The sequence below is a fragment of the Gimesia maris genome (assembly GCF_008298035.1).
GTDB lineage: Bacteria > Planctomycetota > Planctomycetia > Planctomycetales > Planctomycetaceae > Gimesia > Gimesia maris.
Genome location: NZ_CP042910.1, coordinates 6,163,967 through 6,185,727 on the forward strand (window position 1 = coordinate 6,163,967; position 21,761 = coordinate 6,185,727).

General features: G+C 49.4%; 17 protein-coding genes. 6 read left to right on the forward strand and 11 right to left on the reverse strand.

The genetic code is table 11. From position 1 onward, the window contains the following. The first annotated feature begins 287 nt into the window (after window positions 1–287). Window positions 288–575 (forward strand): hypothetical protein, encoded by a 288-nt coding sequence (locus GmarT_RS22785; protein WP_149303266.1) that lies wholly within the window; start codon window positions 288–290, stop codon window positions 573–575. Window positions 576–598: 23 nt separating this feature from the next. Here GmarT_RS22785 and GmarT_RS22790 read toward each other — a convergent pair whose 3' ends face one another. From GmarT_RS22790 to trpE, 4 genes are all read right to left on the reverse strand, one after another. After that, window positions 599–1,294 carry a hypothetical protein gene (locus GmarT_RS22790; protein ID WP_002646961.1) on the reverse strand — a complete coding sequence of 232 codons (696 nt, stop codon included), beginning with the start codon at window positions 1,292–1,294 and terminating at the stop codon, window positions 599–601. A 120-nt stretch (window positions 1,295–1,414) separates the two neighbouring features. Continuing rightward, window positions 1,415–1,762: a histidine triad nucleotide-binding protein gene (locus tag GmarT_RS22795; protein WP_002646960.1), complete on the reverse strand. Its 348-nt coding sequence runs from the start codon at window positions 1,760–1,762 to the stop codon at window positions 1,415–1,417. 109 nt (window positions 1,763–1,871) lie between these two features. Further along, window positions 1,872–3,557, reverse strand: coding sequence for an Nramp family divalent metal transporter (locus GmarT_RS22800; RefSeq protein WP_002646959.1), 1,686 nt, complete (start codon window positions 3,555–3,557; stop codon window positions 1,872–1,874). Between the two features lie 116 nt (window positions 3,558–3,673). Beyond that, complete coding sequence (trpE, locus tag GmarT_RS22805; protein WP_002646958.1) at window positions 3,674–5,197, reverse strand: anthranilate synthase component I; 1,524 nt, start codon at window positions 5,195–5,197, stop codon at window positions 3,674–3,676. 446 nt (window positions 5,198–5,643) lie between these two features. On the opposite strand from trpE, the gene GmarT_RS22810 reads away from it, so the two are divergent. Continuing rightward, window positions 5,644–6,708 (forward strand): protein arginine kinase, encoded by a 1,065-nt coding sequence (locus GmarT_RS22810; protein WP_044238333.1) that lies wholly within the window; start codon window positions 5,644–5,646, stop codon window positions 6,706–6,708. 113 nt (window positions 6,709–6,821) lie between these two features. Here the strand turns inward: GmarT_RS22810 and GmarT_RS22815 are convergent, their stop codons facing one another. Beyond that, window positions 6,822–8,423, reverse strand: coding sequence for an ABC1 kinase family protein (locus GmarT_RS22815; protein WP_002646955.1), 1,602 nt, complete (start codon window positions 8,421–8,423; stop codon window positions 6,822–6,824). Window positions 8,424–8,678: 255 nt separating this feature from the next. On the opposite strand from GmarT_RS22815, the gene GmarT_RS22820 reads away from it, so the two are divergent. Both GmarT_RS22820 and hemL read left to right on the forward strand, forming a co-directional pair. Beyond that, window positions 8,679–9,953 (forward strand): PQQ-binding-like beta-propeller repeat protein, encoded by a 1,275-nt coding sequence (locus tag GmarT_RS22820; RefSeq protein WP_002646954.1) that lies wholly within the window; start codon window positions 8,679–8,681, stop codon window positions 9,951–9,953. Between the two features lie 15 nt (window positions 9,954–9,968). After that, window positions 9,969–11,264, forward strand: coding sequence for a glutamate-1-semialdehyde 2,1-aminomutase (gene hemL / locus GmarT_RS22825; protein ID WP_002646953.1), 1,296 nt, complete (start codon window positions 9,969–9,971; stop codon window positions 11,262–11,264). Between the two features lie 16 nt (window positions 11,265–11,280). On the opposite strand, the gene GmarT_RS22830 is transcribed toward hemL, so the two are convergent. Then, the gene (locus GmarT_RS22830) at window positions 11,281–12,339 is read right to left on the reverse strand and encodes a M42 family metallopeptidase (protein WP_002646952.1); all 1,059 of its coding nucleotides are present in this window, start codon (window positions 12,337–12,339) and stop codon (window positions 11,281–11,283) included. A gap of 386 nt (window positions 12,340–12,725) precedes the next feature. Here GmarT_RS22830 and GmarT_RS22835 point away from each other — a divergent pair, with 386 nt between their 5' ends. Continuing rightward, on the forward strand, window positions 12,726–13,658 hold the full coding sequence (locus tag GmarT_RS22835) for an HDOD domain-containing protein (RefSeq protein WP_157158959.1): 933 nt from the start codon (window positions 12,726–12,728) through the stop codon (window positions 13,656–13,658). Window positions 13,659–13,704: 46 nt separating this feature from the next. Here GmarT_RS22835 and GmarT_RS22840 read toward each other — a convergent pair whose 3' ends face one another. After that, on the reverse strand, window positions 13,705–14,145 hold the full coding sequence (locus GmarT_RS22840) for an STAS domain-containing protein (protein WP_149303268.1): 441 nt from the start codon (window positions 14,143–14,145) through the stop codon (window positions 13,705–13,707). 557 nt (window positions 14,146–14,702) lie between these two features. Then, the gene (locus tag GmarT_RS22845; RefSeq protein WP_149303270.1) at window positions 14,703–16,121 is read right to left on the reverse strand and encodes a sulfatase family protein; all 1,419 of its coding nucleotides are present in this window, start codon (window positions 16,119–16,121) and stop codon (window positions 14,703–14,705) included. A 271-nt stretch (window positions 16,122–16,392) separates the two neighbouring features. On the opposite strand from GmarT_RS22845, the gene GmarT_RS22850 reads away from it, so the two are divergent. Continuing rightward, entirely contained in the window at window positions 16,393–17,655 is a 1,263-nt protein-coding gene (locus GmarT_RS22850; RefSeq protein ID WP_002646948.1) for an alpha/beta hydrolase, read from the forward strand. Window positions 17,656–17,751: 96 nt separating this feature from the next. Here the strand turns inward: GmarT_RS22850 and GmarT_RS22855 are convergent, their stop codons facing one another. The 3 genes from GmarT_RS22855 to GmarT_RS22865 all read right to left on the reverse strand — a co-directional run bounded on the left by GmarT_RS22855 (window position 17,752) and on the right by GmarT_RS22865 (window position 21,619). Beyond that, window positions 17,752–18,312: a DUF309 domain-containing protein gene (locus tag GmarT_RS22855; protein ID WP_002646947.1), complete on the reverse strand. Its 561-nt coding sequence runs from the start codon at window positions 18,310–18,312 to the stop codon at window positions 17,752–17,754. A 540-nt stretch (window positions 18,313–18,852) separates the two neighbouring features. After that, window positions 18,853–20,283 (reverse strand): sulfatase family protein, encoded by a 1,431-nt coding sequence (locus GmarT_RS22860; RefSeq protein WP_002646946.1) that lies wholly within the window; start codon window positions 20,281–20,283, stop codon window positions 18,853–18,855. Between the two features lie 34 nt (window positions 20,284–20,317). Continuing rightward, window positions 20,318–21,619, reverse strand: a complete 1,302-nt coding sequence (locus tag GmarT_RS22865) for an Nramp family divalent metal transporter (RefSeq protein ID WP_157158958.1) — start codon at window positions 21,617–21,619, stop codon at window positions 20,318–20,320. Between the last annotated feature and the right edge of the window lie 142 nt (window positions 21,620–21,761).

The following is a 21,761-nucleotide window of genomic DNA, read 5'->3' on the forward strand; positions in this document are numbered from 1 at the left end:
CAATCCAGTACTTAAAAAACAATGTGCTCTTGAACCGTACAAATCTCATCCTAGATTACCTAGCCGTGCCAACATGGCCTTGACCCGGTTGGCAAACGCAAAAACAAGATTCATTTTGCTCCGATAGACTAGAGAAATTTAATACCGACATAAATCTACGCCGATAGATTATTTAACAGGTAATCTTTACCAGCCTTAATCGGGACTGGGCCAATCACTTCTCAACCTTAACAAAAGAACAGAAGTTACCTGCTTTGGTTCTTTGAACTACTTGGAGCACTCGGCGAATGACTGGAGAGCGTCAAACTATCCAACCTCCACATTTTGTAATCTCAAGCGAGGGTGAGCTACTAGGTGAAGATACCCCCGAGAATCAGGAGCTAGTTCGTCGTGTCGTCGCCTGTGTGAATGCCTGTGACGGGATCACCACCGAAGAGTTGGAAAGTGGCATCATTAAGGACATGCGTCGTGTGATTGCCCAGACAGCGCCACTGTTAGAGGAACGCAGTCAGATGACCGAACTGCTGCGTCGTGAAATTCGCGCCGAAATGGATGCGAGAAATAAAAAGAATTAGGCCTCTCGCCTTCCGGTTGAGAATTATTTTGAGCCACGCCGAATATAACCACTGATACGGACTTTGAGTTTACCCGTTGATTTGTGCCCGGCGGGCAGATTCAACCCAATCATCAACACGCCATCAGCCCGGGGCGTAAACTCGGCTTTCTCTCCAATCAGGAATGGCTTGCTCATTTTAGGTTTTCCCTTTTCCTGAGAGATGACGATTCCCATCAATGCTCCTGTGGGAATACCGTCAGCAAGTTCCTTCATGGCTGTCGAATGCGGCAGGCCTTCTACAGTAGTCTTGATGTCGGCCACAAAATCATAGGTACCCATCGCCTGAATGCGTACCATTTTTCCCTTCGCCACCAGCCCTGCAGGTGTGCTCCAGTTACGTGCGACATCAATATCGAAATCGGAAGAATTGGAACTCATCAGTTTTTCGTTGAGCTGTGTAATCATGGCTTTCACGCCAGGCACATCCTTTTGAATACTTTGAATCACCTCCAGCATCTCGCGGGATTTTTCATAGTCGCCCGCTTCAGAATACTTCCGTGCTATTTCTGCAGACTCTCTAATGAAGGAATCTTTCAGCTTGTCCGCCTGTACGTTGAGCTGCTTGACATTCGTTTTTTTGGAACTCTGTGCCATGAGGGGTTCTGACAGTAACATTACTGCCAGAGCGATTCCCAGAAACAGAAATTGAACATTCCAGCCAGCTCTGAAATTCAACACGATTCGATTCCTCTACTCGATTAAAATAAAAGTGATTGCCTTTATTATGACGAATGACGGCTACTGTTGGCAATCAGAATCCTAAGTTCCATTGACTGCAGTGATGAATTATGAACATCATTATCCCGGCGGCCAGTGTAACGAACGTCCTCCCAGCAGATGCAGATGCAAGTGGTCGACGGTCTGCCCTCCTTCTTTACCGGTATTAACGATGGTACGATATCCCGATTCCAGTCCTAACTGCTTCGCCAGTTTTCCGACAGTTAATAACAAATGCCCTGCCAGTGCCTGATCTGAATCCTGCAGATGTGCAATGGACTGAATTTCCTGTTTCGGAATGACCAGTACATGCACGGGAGCCTGTGGATTCACATCATTGAAAGCCAGGCATAATTCATCTTCATAAATAATGTCAGCAGGGATTTCCCGATCGATAATTTTCTTGAAAATCGTTTTCTCACCAGACATTTAACCTGCCTCCTCCGTGTTTCATTCGATAGTAATTTAAAAATTCCGGTCCGAAAACTGAAAATAGAATCTGTGAGCGTAAAATATTATCCAAATGGCTTGTTACAGCTTAAGTAAACAGCTGCTTGTAAACACCATACCCTCCTGCCAGCAGCAGACCCAGACAGGAAATAAACAGCATCAGATCCCACAATCGGCCGGGAGCTAAACGGGCATCAATTCTCGTGTAGCGCAGATAGATGGCAGCCACTCCCAGCATCGGTAACATGATGGCCTGCATGGTTCCCGCGATCAAGACCAGTCGCACCGGATTGGCGCCTGTCAAAAAAACGGCGAGACATAACAGGGGCAGGATCAGTGACATGATTTTAATCCAGTTCTGCAGCGCATCCGGCTTACGTTCATCCACGACACCGAAGAATCGCAGGCCGTCTGAGAAAATCCGAGCATTGGCGGCGTTCGCTACCAGGAAGGTAGAATATAAAACGGCAATCGCGCCGGACAGAAACAGCCACTTGGCGAACGTACCGAATACAGGAACATAGGCTTCCGCCAGGGTACTCACCATCCGCATACCATCCGGGTCAAGACCCTCCTTGTGCAGCACCGCTACCCCCATCAGATAAAAGGCAAGTGTTGCAAATGTGTAAATGCACATCGAAGCAAAGGCGTCGATTTTCATCACACGCATCCAGCCTTTCGCTCTGTCCGCCCAGGCTTCGTCTTCCGAATGAGGACCAGTAAAGCGTGCATAACCTTTTTCCAGACACCAGTAGGGGTAAGCAATCAGTTCTGTTGCCCCAACTCCAATAATCCCGAACGCCGCCAGTGCAGTCAGCAAGGGGTTCATACCGCCTGTTGCTTCCGGAATGCCGAAGGAAAGCCCGCGGATGATCTCGTCTGTCGAGATACTCCAGATATCGGATGTCTGCAGGGATATCACATTGCCAATTGTAATGAATGTAAATGAGACGACCAGAATTGTTGAGAGATGCTCAATCAGATTATAGCGCCCATAGTACAATAGAAACGAAGTAAATATTGCGATCACACTGGCCCAGATCTTATCATCCCAGGTCTGAGGTTCGAGAATTGATTTTCCGTCCTGATCCAGCAGAGATTCCTCGTTGCGAATTTTTTCAAGGATTACCTGCCCGGCTGCCTCAAGCCGTTCGATGCGCTGCTTCATTTTGACATGTCCGCGCAGATAGCGCTCGCGTTCGGCAGGCGATAAGTCTGCCAGTGCTTTCTGCTCATCTTTTAAAGCTTCTTCCAGCTCCAGGTAATGCACAAATTCTTTTTCGGAAGGGTACTGAATGGCCTGGAGATAATCTCCTTTAATCGGCAGGGTTAATGCCAGCGCCTGTCCCACGCCCCCTACGATCCCGCCAAGCTGCCCGATGGTACAGATACTCATCACCAGCCAGAACCAGAGGATCCAGTTGGGAGTTTTCTTTCCCTGGGTATTGAGAAATCCGAGCCGGGGGCCAGGAACATGATTTAATGCGGCAAGTGTTGTTTCACCCCGTGAGATGGAATAGCGTCCCAGTTCGATCTGGACGAATACTTTGATCAGACAACCCACGATGATCAGCCACAACAGTGCGATTCCGGCCTGGGCACCTGTCTTGGTGGTCGCGATCAGCTCTCCGGAACCAACAATACTGCCCGCCACAATGAGTCCCGGGCCGAGTCGTTTGACAATCCCCCAGAAATCGGTCGGGGCTTTGATTGATTCTTCGAGAGTCGAATCAACGGAAGGATCGAGCGCGTTACTCTCCTGTTGAGATTCCATCGTACTCCTGTTTCATCTTTGTCTTCGACGAAGGGGACAGTCGAAACATTACTCAGAGCCGTAAGAATTCTAACAGTGATCACCCAAACTCAGTTTGCATTTCGCGATCTCATTGATCAATGCGTTCCCGATGATTTGAGTTGTTTTTCTGCGACCTCTATTGCTTTGAGCAACCCCTTTGCCTTGTTAAGTGTCTCATGATATTCCGTTTCCGGCACACTGTCGGCAACAATCCCGGCGCCGGCCTGTACGTAGGCCGTAGATCCCTGCATGACCAGTGTTCGAAGTGCAATACACGTATCCATATTCCCGGTAAAATCGAGATAGCCGACGGCTCCTGCATAAGGGCCGCGGCGGTGTGGTTCAAATTCATCAATGATTTCCATCGCCCTGACTTTGGGGGCGCCGGAAACGGTTCCCGCAGGCAATCCCGCCCGGAGTGCATCCAGGGCAGAACGGTCCTCGGTTAATGTACCTGTCACATTGGAAGTGATATGCATGACGTGGCTGTAGCGTTCCACCACCATCACATCCGACAGTTCAACCGAACCAAATTCACAGACGCGGCCCACATCATTGCGTGCCAGATCGATCAACATGACATGCTCGGCCCGTTCCTTGGGATCCGCTAGCAGTTCTTCCGCCAGGCGTTTGTCCTCTGCTTCGGTTTTACCCCGTTTTCGGGTCCCCGCGAGCGGACGGATTGTCGTCACGCGATCTTCAACCCGCACCATGATTTCAGGAGAGCTCCCCACCAGATCCACCTCTGGCGTTTTCAACAGAAACATAAACGGACTGGGATTCACGACGCGCAGACTGCGATAGATATCGAGAGGCGAAGCCGAGGTTTCCAGCTTGAGTCGCTGGCTTAACACGACCTGAAAAATATCACCGGCAACAATATATTCCTTACAGGCATCGACGGCTGATTCAAATTTCTGCTGTGTGAAATTGGAGGTCCAGTTCAGGTCCGGTTCGGCGTGTGTATCTACGCTGATATCCGCCATCTGTAATGCAGATGGATCACCCGTTTGAAACCGCTGACACGTCTGATCAATTTTATCGCAGGCTCTCCGATAGGCGTCTTTCAACTCAGCTTCACTCAAATCGGCACCGAGGTGAGCGTGTGCGACGACCAGTACCGTTTTATTGATCTGATCGAATACCACCATATGATCGTATAGCGCAAATGAAAGATCGGGAAGCTGCCGATCATTTTCGGGAGCATGCGGCAAATGTTCCGAATAGCGGACCACATCATAACCCGCGTAACCGACTGCCCCACCACAAAAACGGGGGAGTCCGGGAAGCTCTGCTGCCTGATATTGACCGAGAATCGTTTCCAGTTCCTGCAGCGGATCTTCAACACTTCGTTCCTCAGTCTGACCCTGCTGCTGGATCACCACCCGCTGCTCATATGCATCGACGGTTAAAAAGGGATTCGCCCCCAGAAAGCTGTAGCGGCTGATCTGTTCGCCCCCGACTACACTTTCAAACAGAAAGGAATAGGGGCCTTTTTCCAGCAGTTGATAGGCACTGACGGGAGTCAGGGTATCTCCGGTCAACTGGCGATAGACGGGGACCAGGTTGACCTGCCCGGAAAGTGATTTAAATGTTTCAAAATCGGGAACGTATTTCATGGACGATCTTAACTGCACTGTCTGTGGATGAACGGGCATCCCGGTTTCTCTAAAACTCAGAGTCGACTCTCTTATGAACATTTTCTTTCGGAGAGACAAGCTGCCCGTGACTCCAGTTCTCAAAAAACTCCAAAAAGTCTGGGGGATCGACCTGGAAAACAGCTGTCCTGTCAGGGAGTTTCGGATTTTTCAGTTTAGGAATCACTTGAGAGGAATGGTATTCAAGACACTCATTGCATAAAATGTAAGAACAACACGAATCTTAAAGTGCTTTCAACCAGAACCCCGTGGATTAGACTTTGTTTTCAAGTAACGAATGAGTATGGTACTTGTTCCCCGAGTCTACACCGTTTGGGAATGAAAGTCACGTGAGTTATAATTACGCCAGAGATCAGATCACTACCCCATAGCTCTGGTCTGTTTCGAATACTATAAAGGAGAATAGGGTGAATTTGGACGCGTTCACTCGCACTAGTGGTGAATGGCTGAGAGGAATCGGCCCGGACTCCGATATCGTGATGTCCAGCAGGATTCGTCTGGCCCGGAACCTCGCACAGTTCCCCTTTATCAATCGCTGTACGGAATCGACACTGGGTGAGATCGAGCAGCTGATGCGCCCGATTATTACTTCACTCCCCATGGATGTAAAACTGTCGTATCTAGATGTGAACAGCCTGGGGAATCTGGATCGTCAGTTTATCGTGGAACGTCAACTGATCAGCCGTGAGCATTCCGAGCGATCCGGCCCCCGCGGTGTGGGCCTGGACAGTGAAGAAAACATTGGAATCATGGTCAACGAAGAAGACCATCTTCGCCTGCAGGTATTGCGTAGCGGTTTTTCGCTGAATGAGTGCTGGGATACCATCAACCAGATTGATGACCTGCTGGAACAGGAGGTGACCTACGCCTTCAGCGAAGAGTTTGGCTATCTGACCGCTTGCCCGACCAACGTCGGTACCGGGATTCGGGTCAGTGTGATGCTGCATCTGCCCGCGCTGGTGATCACTAAAGAGATTCAGAAGGTATTTCAGGCACTGCAGAAGATCAACCTGGCCGTACGTGGTTTATACGGAGAAGGCAGCCAGGCCATGGGAGACTTCTACCAGATCTCAAATCAGGTGACGCTGGGCCAGACCGAGCAGCAGTTGATCGACAGCATCAAGGAAGTTGTTCCAAATATCATTTCATATGAAAGGCGGGTCAGAAATTCGCTGATCAAGGAAAACCGCCAGGGTCTGCATGACCAGGTCTCCCGGGCATATGGTATTTTAAGCACGGCCCAGACGATCAGCTCAGAGGAAACCATGCACCTGCTCTCCAGCGTGCGAATGGGTGTGAACCTGGGATTGATTGAAGGACTGCCAATCTCGGCAGTCAATGAAATGTTTATCTTCACTCAACCCGCGCATCTGCAGAAACTGCAGGGGGGAGAACTGGAGTCCAGCGAACGGAACGCTGCCCGGGCCAACTATCTGCGACAGCGCATCAGCGACGCCAATTCTTCAAACTGAATTCGTCTAGTAGATTCTCATTTTTAAATTTTGGGTTGATAGACAACACGTGAGTGCGACAACAGGGCACGTAATCAACACAACCAACGCTCAATTTGAAGCTTGACAAAGCTCTAGAGTCGACCGCTGCGAAAGACACCATAGATCAGCCAGATCCCCAGCAGACTCGACATCATAAAGATGGGTATGCTGATAAAGATCAGATTTGAGTCCAGGGAAATGGTAATCGCCGAGGCCAGGATCAGAGCAGACATCACCATGCCGATGGCCAGTCGATTACCGGAGCGATCCAGTTCCGTGGTCAGATGATTGATGCCATTCAGTTCCAGGTGAACTTTGAGTTCATCATCGCTCAGTTTCCCCAGAGTGCGGCCAATCTGTTCGGGCAACTCATGCATGACTTTAGAAAGGCTGCAGGTTTCGGACCAGATCCGACTGACAATCGCTTTGGGATGATAGCGTTCAGAAGAAAGCCGGTAGATATAAGGCTCCATTTCCTGCGCAATATTCAATTCCGGGGCGATGCGTGTGGCGATGCCTTCCAGAGTGATCAATGCGCGAATCAGCAACATGATGTCAACGGGACAACGGATCCGGTGAATCGCCAGAATATTAATAAAATCAGTCAGCATTTTGCCGACACTGATCTCGTCCATGGGCACGCCGTAGTAATTTCCGATAAAATCCCGCAGATCCGCCCGTAACAGCTGCTGGTCGACGGTGCGTTTCGCTTTGCCGATTTTCAATACGACTTCCACCAGTTTGGCTGTATCTTTTCTGGCCACATTCAGGAAGAGATCGACGAGCATATCACGGCGTTCTTCTTCCAGAATACCGATCATCCCATAGTCCAGCAGGCACAGGGATCCATCCGGCATCACGCGAAAATTACCGGGATGAGGATCCGCATGAAAGATTCCAAATTCAAATGTCATTTTCATAAAAATGCGGGCACCGTTCGCCGCCACTTCATGGGCACTGATCGGCAGATTCTTGAGCTCGCTGTCATCATCGATTTTATAACCATCGATGAATTCCATGGTGATCACATCACCCTGCGTCAGATCCCGGTAAATTTTGGGAACATACAAGGTGGCATCATCCTGAAACAGTCGACAAAATTCGTCGGTCGAACGGGCTTCGCGGGCAAACTGCAATTCGCGGTGTATGGTTCGTGAAAACTGATTGACCAGCCCCGTGGGATCAAATACTTCTGCATCGGGAAAATGTCGCTCAATCAGCATCGCCAGTTCATACATCAGGCTGAGATCCTGCTCAATCACGCGATCGATGTCGGGGCGTTTGATTTTCACTACGAGCGGCGTACCATCATGGTGACGGGCGCGGTGCACCTGCCCTAAGGATCCGGCGGCCAGTGGCTGAGGATCAAATTCAGCAAACAGCTCACTGATGGGAACCTCCAGTTCGCGTTCCACAATGGCCATGGCAATCTCGCCGGGAAATGAAGGAACGCTTTCCTGAAGCTTGGAGAGTTCGCGAATCACATCGCGTGGCACGAGATCAGGTCGGGTGCTGACCACCTGACCAAATTTGATAAACGTAACTCCCAGGCTTTCCAGCGCCAACCTGATGCGTTTGGCTCGTGTGAGTTTGATCTCGGGTTCTGTTCGCTTCCAGAACATCAGCCTGCGCCCCCAGCGGAGGTAACGCCTTAACCCCAGTTGATCGACGAGGTCATCAAAACCGTAGTTCATGAGCACAGTCACAATTTCGCGGCTTCGACGTAGATTTCTGATTAAACGTAATGGATTTGAGTCCAAAGTCTTCTCCTGCAAAGCAAACGATCTCACGAAAACCCTCTTCAGGAAGTGCGGTGTCGCTATAGTTCGGTTTCACTTTTTATCTTATCAGACTATAACAGACGTTCCTATGCAGCCAAGCCCCGATCCTGCTAAAATAGAATTCGTTCAAATCATAATCTGTTTCATCTGAAAGGCGGAGCCCGACATATGCGATTCATTCAATTGAGCCTGCTGATCATCGTTTGCCTGACTGTTCCATGCCAGGGTGGTGACTGGCCTCAAATTATGGGTCCTTATCGAAATGGACATGCAGCCGCCAGTGAATCACTGGCAGCCGAGTGGCCCTCCGGTGGTCCCAATTTGAAGTGGCAGCGGCCTGCAGGAAGTGGTTTTGCGGGAGTAGCGGTTTTCCAGAATGTAGCAATTTTATTTCATCGCATTGAAGACGAAGAAATCGTCGAAGCACTCAAGGCTGATACCGGTGAAGTCCTCTGGAAACATCAATCTCCCGTCAGTTACAAAGGGACTTTTAACCCGAACGATGGCCCGATCGCGGTTCCCCTGATTTACAAAAACCGTGTCTATGTTTTTGGGATCGCCGGTCATCTGCAATGCCTCGACTTCAAGACGGGAAAACAGATCTGGTCGCGACAGACACACAAAGACTTTCAGGTCGGAGAAGGATATTTTGGCGTCGGCAGCACCCCCCTTATCATCAAAGATAAACTTCTGGTGAATGTGGGTGGTAAACGCCAGAATGCCGGCATCGTCGCTTTTTCACTGGATCAAGGCAGGACGCTGTGGCAGACCATGCCGGACGATGCAAGCTACTCCTCGCCGATCTCCGCCTATTTAAATGGCAGTTTCGTTGCCTTGTTTATCACTCGTCTGCATCTGGCTGGAATCGATCCGGAAAACGGGAATATTCTGTTTCAGTTTCCCTTTGGCAAGCGGGGGCCTACGGTAAATGGTGCCAATCCGGTTCAGGTCGGTAGGCATATTTTTGCCACTGCCAGCTACGGAGTCGGTGGTTTTTGGGGGGAGGTCAAAGTTAACAGTACCTCTGAGATCTGGAGAAACGAACAGCCAATGTCCAGCCAGTATACAACTCCAATCGAATATGATGGCGCTCTGATCGGCATCGATGGTCGTCAGGATGTTGGCCCCGCACGACTGGTTTGCTTTGATCCTGCTACCCGGAAAGTGCTCTGGGCTGAAGAAAACTATGGATACGCGACCCTGATTGAAGCAGACAATAAGCTGTTGCTTATGAAAACAGATGGTACACTCGTGATGGCAACCGCCTCGAAAGAAGAATACAAAGAGTTGGGCCGTGCACAGGTTTTGAATTCAACGACCCGTGCCTTGCCAGCACTTTCGAATGGCCTGCTGTTCGTCAGAGATACCAAATCTCTCAAGTGCCTGATTCTCAACAATTCAGGTGAGTCTCCTGTTACTCCAGACAAGTCCAGCTCAAACTAAGGATTTTCAATTAAGATGCCAGTCAGTCAACGTGCCAAGAGTGAAGAACAGTTTGCCCGCGCCATGAAAGTTATTCCGGGAGGCGTCAACAGCCCCGCGCGTGCATTTGGAGCAGTCGGAGGCCACCCGGTTGTCATTGATCGGGGTGAAGGGCAGTACCTGTTTGACATTGATGGTAACCGTTATATTGACCTGGTGGGGTCCTGGGGACCTCATATTCTGGGACATCTGCATCCCCGGGTGATGCCGCGGATTGAGGAAGCACTCAAGAAAGGTACCAGTTTTGGCGCCCCGACTTTAGTAGAAACAGAACTGGCTGAACTTGTCGCGGACCTGGTCCCCTGCGTGGAAAAAGTACGTATGGTAAATTCCGGTACTGAAGCTGGCATGAGTGTGATTCGCCTGGCTCGCGGCTATACCGGACGGGACAAAGTCATCAAATTTGCAGGCTGTTATCACGGTCATGTTGACAGCCTCCTGGTTCAGGCCGGCAGCGGCGCACTGACTTTAGGAACGCCTTCCAGCCCGGGAGTTCCCCAGGGATGCACCGCCGACACCCTGGTTCTGGAATATAATGATATCGAACAGTTAAAAGAAACCTTTATGCAAATGGGAGACCAGATTGCTGCGGTGATACTGGAGCCTGTGGTTGGCAATATGGGTGTTGTCCTGCCCGAGCCCGGTTTTCTGGAAACGGTGCGGGAAGTCTGTACTCAACATGGATCGGTCTTCATCATGGATGAAGTCATGACAGGCTTCCGTGTTGCCCTGGGAGGTGCGCAACAACGTTTCGAGATCATGCCGGACATCTGCATGCTGGGTAAAGTGATTGGCGGCGGTATGCCGGTGGGCGCGTATGGCGGGAAAGCGGAAATCATGGATGTGATTTCTCCCGTCGGCAGTGTGTATCAGGCGGGAACTTTGTCCGGTAACCCGATCGCAATGGCATCAGGGATCGCGACACTGGAGTGCCTGCGGGAAACCAATCCCTATGCCGAGCTGGAATCCAAAACCCGCCGCCTGACTCAGGGTTTGTGCGCGGCGGCGGCTAAAGCAGATCTGCCCCACACACTGGCAGAATGCGGTTCAATGTTCACCCTGTTTTTCAACCCGGAAAAAGTCACCAGTTATGCAATCTCAGCAAAGAATGATACGGCCCGCTTTGGTCGGTACTTTCAAGGCATGCTGGATCGGGGCGTCTATCTCCCCTGCAGTCAGTTTGAAGCCAATTTCACGTCTGTCATGCTGACCGATGAAGATATTGTGCACATCATTCAGGCAGCAGAAGAGGTTTTACAGGAAATTGGCTGATCAAACTGGGCACCGTTTAAGGTGTAAAGTCTGTCTGATCGTTGATGGCCAGACAGAACTCCGCCAGCAGACGAGCCGCCTGCTCCAGATCGTCTAACGAAATGACTTCCACCGGACTGTGCATGTAACGGTTGGGTATCGCAACAATTCCGGTTGCCATCCCCCCCTGGTTTAACTGCATCGCATTGGCATCATTACCGGCAGGTCTTGAGATTCCATTAATCTGACAATCGATTTCGTGTTCATCGGCGAGAGACTTTAATGACGAGAACACCACTGGGTTCACATTGGGACCTCGATAAACGACCGGGCCGCCTCCCACTTTGATATCACCATTTTCCTGCTTGCTGACTGCGGGACAGTCAGTCGCATGTGTGACATCGACGGCGATCCCGACTTCCGGCTGGATGGAATAAGCGCTGGTCTTCGCACCACGCAGACCGATTTCTTCCTGAACGGTTGAAACAGAAAAGACACCAACCTCCGGTGATTTCTGACTGACCTGCCTTAATGCTTCCATGACGACCCAGACTCCAACCCGGTTATCCATTCCCGGAGCAGATGCCAGATTGTTCAACATGGGCCGAAAGCCCAGTTCAAACGTCACCGGATCACCAATGGCAACCAGTTTGCGGGCTTCTTCCCCATTTTTTGCCCCGATGTCGATCCAGAGATCCTTGATTTCAGGAACAGTTTTGCGTTCATCCGGGGTCAGCAGATGAATGGCTTTGCGAGCGATCACGCCATGGACAGGACCAGAGGTCGTATGGACCTGCATATTTTGTCCCAGCAGCATCTGGATATCCCAGCCACCAATCAGATTCGCCCAGAGGTACCCGTCATCATCAATATATTGCACAAGCAGGCCGATCTGATCGCAATGACCGGCAAACATCACCCGTCGTTCCGCTTTTGGATTTACAGCGGCAATCACATTTCCATGGAGATCTGTGGTCACTTCATCCGCGAACTCACCTGCGAACTCACGCACGACATCCTGGATCGGGCCTTCATAACCTGAAGGAGCGGGTGAATGGAGCAGTTTTTTTAAGAAATCCAATGAAGATGCATCCATGATTTTGATCCTGACTTGTGGAGGTTTTCGACTTCTATACGAATTAGCACTTCGCTACGTTATCTCGGCACGTCTTACGAAATATCCGATTGTAAGTATCTGTATTCTAGTAACTTATGAATTTAATTCAACATACCATTCAGAGCAGTTTTAGAGAGTAAACCCTCATCAGAATTACAAACTTTCTGCACAAGAAAAGCTGAAAAAGTCCCCGTCTGACGGGAATCTCTAAGCTAGACTTTCTATACCCTGCGAGTCGATCTGCCAACACTGAATCACAGTCTTTTGACAGTCGTTACAGAATGCTCGTTTTACAAAGTGAACGAAAAAAAAAATTTGAGTTACTACTGAAATTGTGTTATTTGCAGAAAATGATTGAGGCACAAATGACAGACTGGACCAGGTTACGTAAAGAGCTGATCGGTGAAGGAAAAAAAAGCCCACTGCCACCCGAAATTAAACTTCCGATGCTGCCCAAAGCGGTCATGGAGTTTTCCCGGAAGGCAGAAAACCCTGATACAACGCCTAAAGAACTCAGCAAAATCATCGAAACCGATGCCGGCATCTCCTGTGAACTGCTTCGAATGGTCAACTCCAGCGCTCTGGGTTTGAGGCGGAAAGTTTCTTCAATTCAACAGACCATAACACTCCTTGGCATCCGCACCACAAAACTCTTTCTGGTGACAACAGGTTTGAAACAGGCGATGTCAACCTCTGACTCGAAGCTGATCAATCTGCCAAACTTCTGGAGTACCAATCTTGAACGGGCCCTGATGGCTCGTGAAATTGCCATGTTGATGAAAGTTGATCCTGACGTTGCGTTTTCCGCAGCTATGCTTCAGGATTTTCTGCTCCCCATCCTTTCCCGGGAAAGTTTTGATCAATATCTGCAATTTACAATCAATCAGGACAGCTCACCCTGTCTCCTCAGTGACTATGAATATGAGCAATTCACATGGAACCATTGCGAAGCGGCTGCTCATGTCATGCTGGACTGGTCATTTCCTGATGATTTGATCTGTTCCGTCTACCTGCATCATGAGGGATTAAAATTGCTGACCAATGAGGAGTTGGGCCAGACCCCGGCTACGGCAGTCGCGGTGGCGTCACTCATACCAGATCCACTCAGACAAAACCCGGAAGGTTTACAGGAACTATTGAAGCTGAATGAGATATGGCCTGAATTCAAGCTGTTTGATCTGGCCGAGAAAATTGACCAGGAGCTGAGAGAAGAATCGACGGCAGCGGCGAATTATATCTCACTGAAAAACCGTCTGGAAAAATATGAGATGCTGCTCGCGAATGGATCGACTTTCTGAGTCGATACAGAGACCCGGAGTCTGATTCAGAACACCGATGTCCCTTTCAGGAAGCGGTCGTTGAATAGTCGCTGGACGATTTCAGGCTTTTTTCCCACTTTTCTTTTTCTGATCTTACCTGCTCTTCGGTTGGACTCTGTTGAGCTGCCGTGGTATCACTTTTCAAAAGATAACGTCCATCTTCGGTGTGAGTACAGAACTGTTTGAACCAGAGCATTTTGGCGACATTTGGCTGCGGGCTGTAAAGCGTCACTGCGATCCCTTTTTCATAAAGATCATACAGCATGCCGAAAAAACCACTGGGGATGTATTTGACTGACGACAGTTCGACACCAATCGATTTACAAGCCTCCTGATCAACCAGGCGTGTCAACGTCTCGCGCAGCAGGGCGAGATCAGCTCCGTCCCAGATTTCCATTGTTCCGAAATCCAGTACAGTCACTCCTTCACGCTCATAGACGCTCATTCTGTCGCGTTTCGATGCCATGCCGTTGTACTCACTTTCTGCTTGTTCTTCTTGTTGAATATCAAAGCTGCTGAACAGTGAACTGTTAAGAAGATTGAATAGACGCAAAGCGTGGGCCATTAAAGCTCTGAATCGATTACTTCTGATTTCTAAAGCAGGTAAACCGCTATATAACTGAGACTTAAGAAATGTCAGCCGTTTTCAGATTCACAAATTCTTCATACGCGCTGTTGTATTTTTTCTACACCAGATCAACGTCGGGTGTAAAAAGACATCACAAAAGGTTTGGATGTGGAAACACACTAAAGCAGCATCCCTCTCAACTCTGTTGCAATATCTAACCTTCTCTACGAACAGCAGAGTACGAATGTTGGATTTTCGCAACAAGATCCCGGTTTCTACCACGACGTTTGAGTCGGAAAAACCTGACAGGGAAAAGCAGCGGTTCTGAACAACGACTTTTGTAAACAGACTGAGACACAACGGAATCCCCCGCTCATCTTCGAATCCTGGTGACAGCCAGAGGCAGAGACTGAAACAAACTGTCTTTTCGACCACAGCATCAAACCGGCAGACCGTTATTTATAATTTCGGATCGAGGCTGGTACTTCTGCCTGCATTTCGTGATACAGTTTCATCAGTCGTGCGACGACTTCGGGATGCTCGTCGGCAACATTGTCTTGCTCTGCAATATCCTGCTGCAGATTGAACAACATCATTGGCACTGGTTGATCGCCATTATGAATGCCCGGTTGCTGATCCGGCATTGCCTGTTCATAAGGCGCGATAATGGTGATTCCATCCGGTCCACGAGGATCAATCCAGTTTTTGCCTTTTCCTGCGAGCACCTGACGGGGAGAGGGCTTCACGTGTAACTTCCAGGGACCGCTGCGAACGGTAAACAGCGAGTTCCCTTTCATTGAATACAACGCCTGATGGGGTGTTGGCGCCTGTTTTGTCAATACGGGGAACAGGTCTTTGCCATCAATAACCCGGTCGGCTGGAACGGGAATCCCGGCCTGTTTCAGTATTGTGGGGAAGACATCAATCGAACCACAGACCGTATCAATTACCTGCCGGGGAGGAATTTTACCAGGCCAGCGGGCAATCATGGGAACGCGCAGGCCTCCCTCCCAAGTGGTCGACTTCATCCCGGAAAGCCCTGCAGTATTGCCGCCAAACCAGGGACCATTGTCTGACGCAAAGATGACCAGCGTGTTCTCATCCAGGTTCAACTCACGCAGAGTTTTAAAGATCTCGCCAACACTCCAGTCCAGCTCGGCAATCACATCGCCATACAGGCCCGCGCCACTTTTTTTGTAGAACGCCTCTGAAGCAGCCAGTGGTTTGTGAGGCATGGCATGGGGCAGGTACAGGAAAAAAGGACCTTCTTGATTCTCTTGAATAAATTTGACCGCACGTTCGGTATAACGCTTCGTCAGGTTCGCCTGAATGACAGGATACTCCAGTAACTTTTCTCCCTGCATCAGATTGACCGGGCGCATGTCATTGGAATACAGAATTCCCAGGTAATCATCAAAGCCATGCCGGGTAGGATAATATTCCGGATCATGGCCCAGATGCCACTTGCCGATACAGATTGTCGCGTACCCGTTCTCCTTGAGCAGTTCACTCAACAGAAGTTCGCTCTCGGCAATCCCCACTCCACTACGAAATTGTTGCCCATCCGGTGCGGGGTTATACCACACGCCATGTCGCCAGGGATAACGGCCTGTTAAGAGGGTCGCGCGCGAAGGAGCACAATAGGGAACAGGAACATTGAACTGAGTTAACCGTGCGCCCTCCGCAGCCATCTGGTTGAGATGCGGCGTTTTAAACCGGGGGTGGCCATAGCACTCCAGATCACCATACCCCAGATCGTCGGCGAAGATGACGATGAAATTCGGTTTTGCTGTTGCTTGAGCAGCAAACAGTGTCTGTTGAACACAGAAGAACACAAATCCAAAACAGAATACAAAGCGTTGCGCATTTTTCACGACGAATTCCTGTCCAAACGGGTTCACAACATCAATGACGGGAACATTTGAGCTGGCGATTCTCTGTCTTTCAGCATATCAGACCCCATAACCTATCGCAATCAATGATATTAAGTTAACCGGCAATCCCCGTGCTGTCAGTATTGGTAACCGTAATCACTTATATTCCGTACTGATATTTCACCTTGAGTCATCCAGCCAGATGAATTACTTTTCACTTCGAAACTGATTCATATTCAGCAGAAACTGCTTCACACTGCAAGGATGCAAGATGAACTCTGCCAAATTTTTTTTTACCCTGGCATTCGTTGGGGCCACACTGACCGGTTGTAGCAGCGCGGAAGATTCCAAACGTGCTCCCCGGGAAACACAATCTCCCCAGATGTCTGAACAGCCAGAGCCTGCATCGGCAGTGCCGGACGCTCCCATGGAGGCGAAGGAAAAACAAAAGCATGAAACCGTCCGTGTCTTTTATGGGACTGATCGTAATTTGACAGGTTCGACCCACCCCAGACAGTTTTTTGGAACCAGACGCGGCGGTTTGTCATTAGGTTTCTGCGATGTGAGCATCCCGAAAAATCACGAAACCGGTAAACTGGAATCTCCCAAAATCTGGAAACTGGAATTCCGGGAAAACCCTGATAAGCATGTGGTATTGAAATCAGTTGAGCCGGCCTCCGGATCAGACTTTTTATTACAGTTGAGACAAACCATTGAGGAATCAGTTGAAGTCGAAGACTCACCCAACGGCTTAGTCAGGGTCGGCGGGGAAGCATTTATCTTTGTGCACGGCTTCAACAACTCATTCGAAGATGCAGCGCGCAGAACAGCGCAAATCGCATACGATCTCAAATTCAAAGGGGCCCCGTTGATGTACAGCTGGCCTTCTCAGGAGAAAGGTTCTATCTGGGCCTATAAAGAAGATGGCCGTACTGCCCAGTGGTGTGAGGAAAATGTGACTCTGTTCATTGAAGCCATTGCGCGGGAATCCGGTGCCAGAAAGATCCATCTTATCGCCCACAGTATGGGAAACCGGGTCTTGTCAAGAGCATTGAAGAACATTTCGCAGAAACTGGCTCTCACACAGGAAGCAGAGCCACTGTTCAATGAAGTGATTCTGACGGCACCTGACATCGATGCGCAGGTATTCAAAGATTCGATCGCCCCGCACATTATTCAGACTGCAAAACGTTTCACCATTTATTCCTCTTCGGAAGATCTGGCATTGAAAGCTTCACGGGTCGTCAATTCATACTGGCATCAGCGGCTGGGTGAAGGTGGTTCCTATCTGACAGTGTTCCCGGAATATAAACAGATCAATGTCGTCGATGCATCGGAAATCGATACGAACCTGTTTGCGCTGGGGCACTCGTATCATGCTGACAGCAATACTGTCCTGTCCGATGTCAAACTTGTGTTTCAGGGAATCCCTGCCAATGAACGGGATCTCAACTCACTGCTGGAAAATCTCGCCTGGAAGTTTCAGAGTAACCGCAGCCTGCTGGGACGTGCGATTCGAGGAACGTTTCGTTAAACGACTGACGTTGATTCCATAGAGGTACACATAAAAAAAAAGAGCACACCAATGTGTGCTCTTTGAATGATATCAGAAATCTTTCGTAGCGTCTGATTATCCCAATGGGAATGGTTCCGGTTCCAGCAGGAATGGGAAGACACGAATAGGCTCCCCCATGGTAAGATCGTCCGGGTAACGCAACTGTGCAGCGCGGTCGGCAGCAAACTGCAGTTTCGTCAATTCAAGCCCACAGTAGTGATCTGCGTTTGACTCGGCAGCGACGTCTGCAAATACTTCTCCTGCTGAAGCAGCATGTCGACGCACGCCATGAATGCTGCCTTCACGGACTTTAATACCCGCTGCGGAAAGTTTCACCAGTCCTTTGAGGAAGCGTCCCGGAATGGAATCAGGTCCACAAACCCGCAGGAGACGTTCCCACTCATCATGGGCTTCCCAATAGAAACCCAGATTGAAAAAATCGATCGCGTTCAGATAATTCCGGTGCTCAACCCAGTTATCTTCGGTCAACGCCTTGGGTGGTTTTGGCTTATTGCCATAACTGTGCCCCTTGGGATCACGATAAGGGTGCGGCAAACTCTTTCCCGGCACAAACGTATACTCGGGCAGTCTGGATGAAGGTAGTAAACGCACAACATCAGCAACAGGATAAACCATCCTTTAGAATCTCCAATTTCTCTTTAGTTTAGCTTAGGTCTATAGATTCTGAGACCACATACATTCTAGATTGAACTTGTCTGGCGGGTACTGACTTATTGATTGTCGCAGGTATTGCAGACACAAAGTCGGCACCTAACCTATTTATATTTAAAGGCTTCCGCAACGATAGCGCTAAAACCTCTCAAATTTGGGCTCCGCCCCTTTTCCAATCGGGCTCGGTCGCAATCGGCTCAAATCACTGCATGCTCAATACAGCCTGGAGCGAAAGGGGTAGGAAACTGAAAATCGAGCTCAAATAGCTTATTTTCTAGCTTTGTTACCCCATCATATACAAGCTTTTTCGAACATAAAGAGCAGATTTTGCAATTTGGAGCAATTTCCGGGATTTCACACGAATCTCGTACTGATCAGGCGGAATAGTAATCTGAGTTTGAATCCAGGCATGGATCACAGAGAAGTCAGACCCGAAAGCCTGTCCAGTGGTCTGAAACGTAGGTTAGGGAAACATACTCAAGCAGATGGGATGTTTTACGGAGACTATTGCCCTTTTTCAGACGTGCCTGTTTTTTTTAGCAGTTCCTCCTGCGCTTTGATCCTGCGTGCAGAGATGCTGCGGAACTCCCAGGGCAGTTTTGCATTTTCCGGAAGTGAGTCGAGAACGCTCTTCAGCTGTGCATACGATTTAAGGCTGGTATTTTCATTCTTCAAACGTTCGCTGCGGGAGAGATCATGCTGCTCCAGCGGATCCTCTGACAGGTCAAAGAATTCCCCCGTCGAATAAAGTTTGAACCGCTGATCCCTGATCACCCGCTGTTTGTAATATTGCGTCAGGCACCAGGAACGCCATGGCTCTTTGCGGGGTTGATTCAGAATCTGCGGTGCAAAGGATTTCCCGTCGATCGTCACCCCATCGGGAAGTGGCGCATTCGCCAGATCAGCCAGCGTTGGCAAAACATCTGCAATATCGACCAGGTCATCACTGATCCGCTCTGTCCCCACCAGCCTGGGACAGTTGATGATCAATGGCATATTGATCCCCTGTTCCTTCAGAGAGTAAATTCCTTCTTCCGAAATACGCCCGTTGATCCGACCGCCCAGACTCTGTTCCGCATTCTGATCGGTGCCATTATCTGTACCATTGTCGGGAACAATGAAGAGAATCGTATTATCACGAATCCCCAGCTCATCCATTGCTTTGACCAGTCTTCCGATCAGAAAATCAGAGTAGTTCAGCATGCCTGCAAACTTTTCCCGCGCCGTTAATTCTTTTCCAATATTGTGTGGCGTGTGAACCACCGGAATGTGAGTCAATATCGCGGAATAGTATGCACAGAATGGTTTGTCTCGATGCGTCTTCATGTAATCAATCAGATAATCCGTAAAGATATCGGGGCCAAACTTGCCTTTCGTTTCCAGTTGTTTGCCATTCTGGATCACATAAGGATCCCAATAACGCTGCTTATGAGCCGGGTGCCCTTTCTTACCTTCCGGGAAGAGACAGTATTCTTCAAATCCATGTTCCCTGATCGCATCTTTCTGTGCGGGATCAAACAGATCATTGATCTGCCATTTACCGGAAATGCAGGTACTGTAACCTGCGTCTCTCAGGATGCGTGCAAAACAGATCTCGCGGTTCCAGTCAAAATACCCGCCCCCATAAATCGCCGGGTCGTGGTGTGTGTGCCAGCCCGAACGAAACGGGTAACGCCCGGTGAGCAGCATATGCCTTGTGGTACTGCAGACCGGTGTGACATAACAGTTACGAAACCGCAGGCCCGTATACGCCAGATGATCGATGTTCGGCGTCTGATTCTCTTCACTGCCGTAACAGCGAAACCAGTCCTTTCCGACATTGTCGAGCAGGATAAATATAATATTGGGACGCTTGTCTTTTTTCTCTTCGGCCTGCGCGGGCAGACAGATCAAAAAACAAAAGCAGATACAGACAGCTTGGATCAAATGCTTCATAAGACTTCTAACTTCGATGCAGAGTAGACCGTTTTTACTTCGTTATTTCAGGCTGGGGAACCATTAAGACAGCAGCAGATTCGGCACGCATTTTTTCGATCTGCGGAATGACTTTCTGTGTTGCGATATACCAGGCCATCCCCAGCAGTAGCACGAATCCAATCCCCGCGAATAAATTCATTACAGGTCCGTTACGATGTTCCCCCATGATTTTTTTACTGCTGGTCAATAACAGCAGTGCGCCCGCTGCCAGGGGAGCAGCGACGACAGTCACCGCCTGAGCAGCCACAATCGCAGTAACCGGTTTCGTTCCCGATTCAATTACATATAACGCGACAAACATGCCCGTCAATAAAACCGCTGCCGTCAGGATACGTGTCGCTTTATCCTGTGGAGTCCCACCTAATCCGAGACTGTCTGAGAGAATAAACCCGCCAATCATCGAATTCACAATAAAAGATGAGTAAGCGGCTGAGAACAATCCAATGCAGAACAGAATCTGGCCTTCATCTCCAAAAAGAGGCTGTAACGCGTTTCCAACATCGGCGACGCTGGTCAGAGTCATGCCTCTCAGAACGGCGGCAGCTGTCGACATGATCATGATCGTAATCAAAGCCATGATGGTGGCGCTGATACAGGCATCAATTCGACCATCCTTGAGGTCTTTAATTTCCCAGCCTTTAAATCGCGCCAGGTAAGACTGATAAAAGGCAGCAGTGATGACAAATGTGGTCCCAATCAGACCCAGCAGGGAAATGTCTTTAATCGACTCCAGTCCTCCTTTACCAGAACCGGGAATCACACCTTGTGCCATTTCTACCAGATCCGGTTTCGCAAAAAAGAGATTGATGGCAAATGATGCCAGCATCACGGCCACAAAGACAGACATCAGTCGTTCGACCAGCTTATACAGGTTCTTAAAACCGAACAGAAACGCGATCGAAATGGCATTAAAAATTACGATCCCATATTTGAAATCGGTATAGTTTTCCAGAGCCGAGTGCACACCAAGATTATTCCCAAACTGATACGCGGCGGAAATGAAGAATACGCCACACCCAATCAGTACGGTCAAAGGACGCCCGACCGTTTTTGCCAGCAGCGTACACGTAGACTCACTGGTAACAGTACCCAGTTTGGCCCCCAGTGAAGTATAGACGAGCATGAAAATCACAGACACCAGCACAACCCAGATCATGCTGTAACCTTCTTTGGCCCCCAGATTGGAACTGGTCAAAATACTGCCGGGACCAATCACAACACAGGCGGTCACCAGTCCGGGACCAATCCGCTGCCACCAGTGTGGCTTGACACTCACTGCTTGTTCTTCTGTCACGTTACCGGGTATCCTCATGGTGTAAGTTTCATCTGTGGGACGCAAAGCATCAGTTATTTATTATGCGAAACCTGTCGCGTTACACAATCCATTTCCTACTTTGTCCGGTTTTATTTTGGAAACAGTCAGTGTACCATTTACT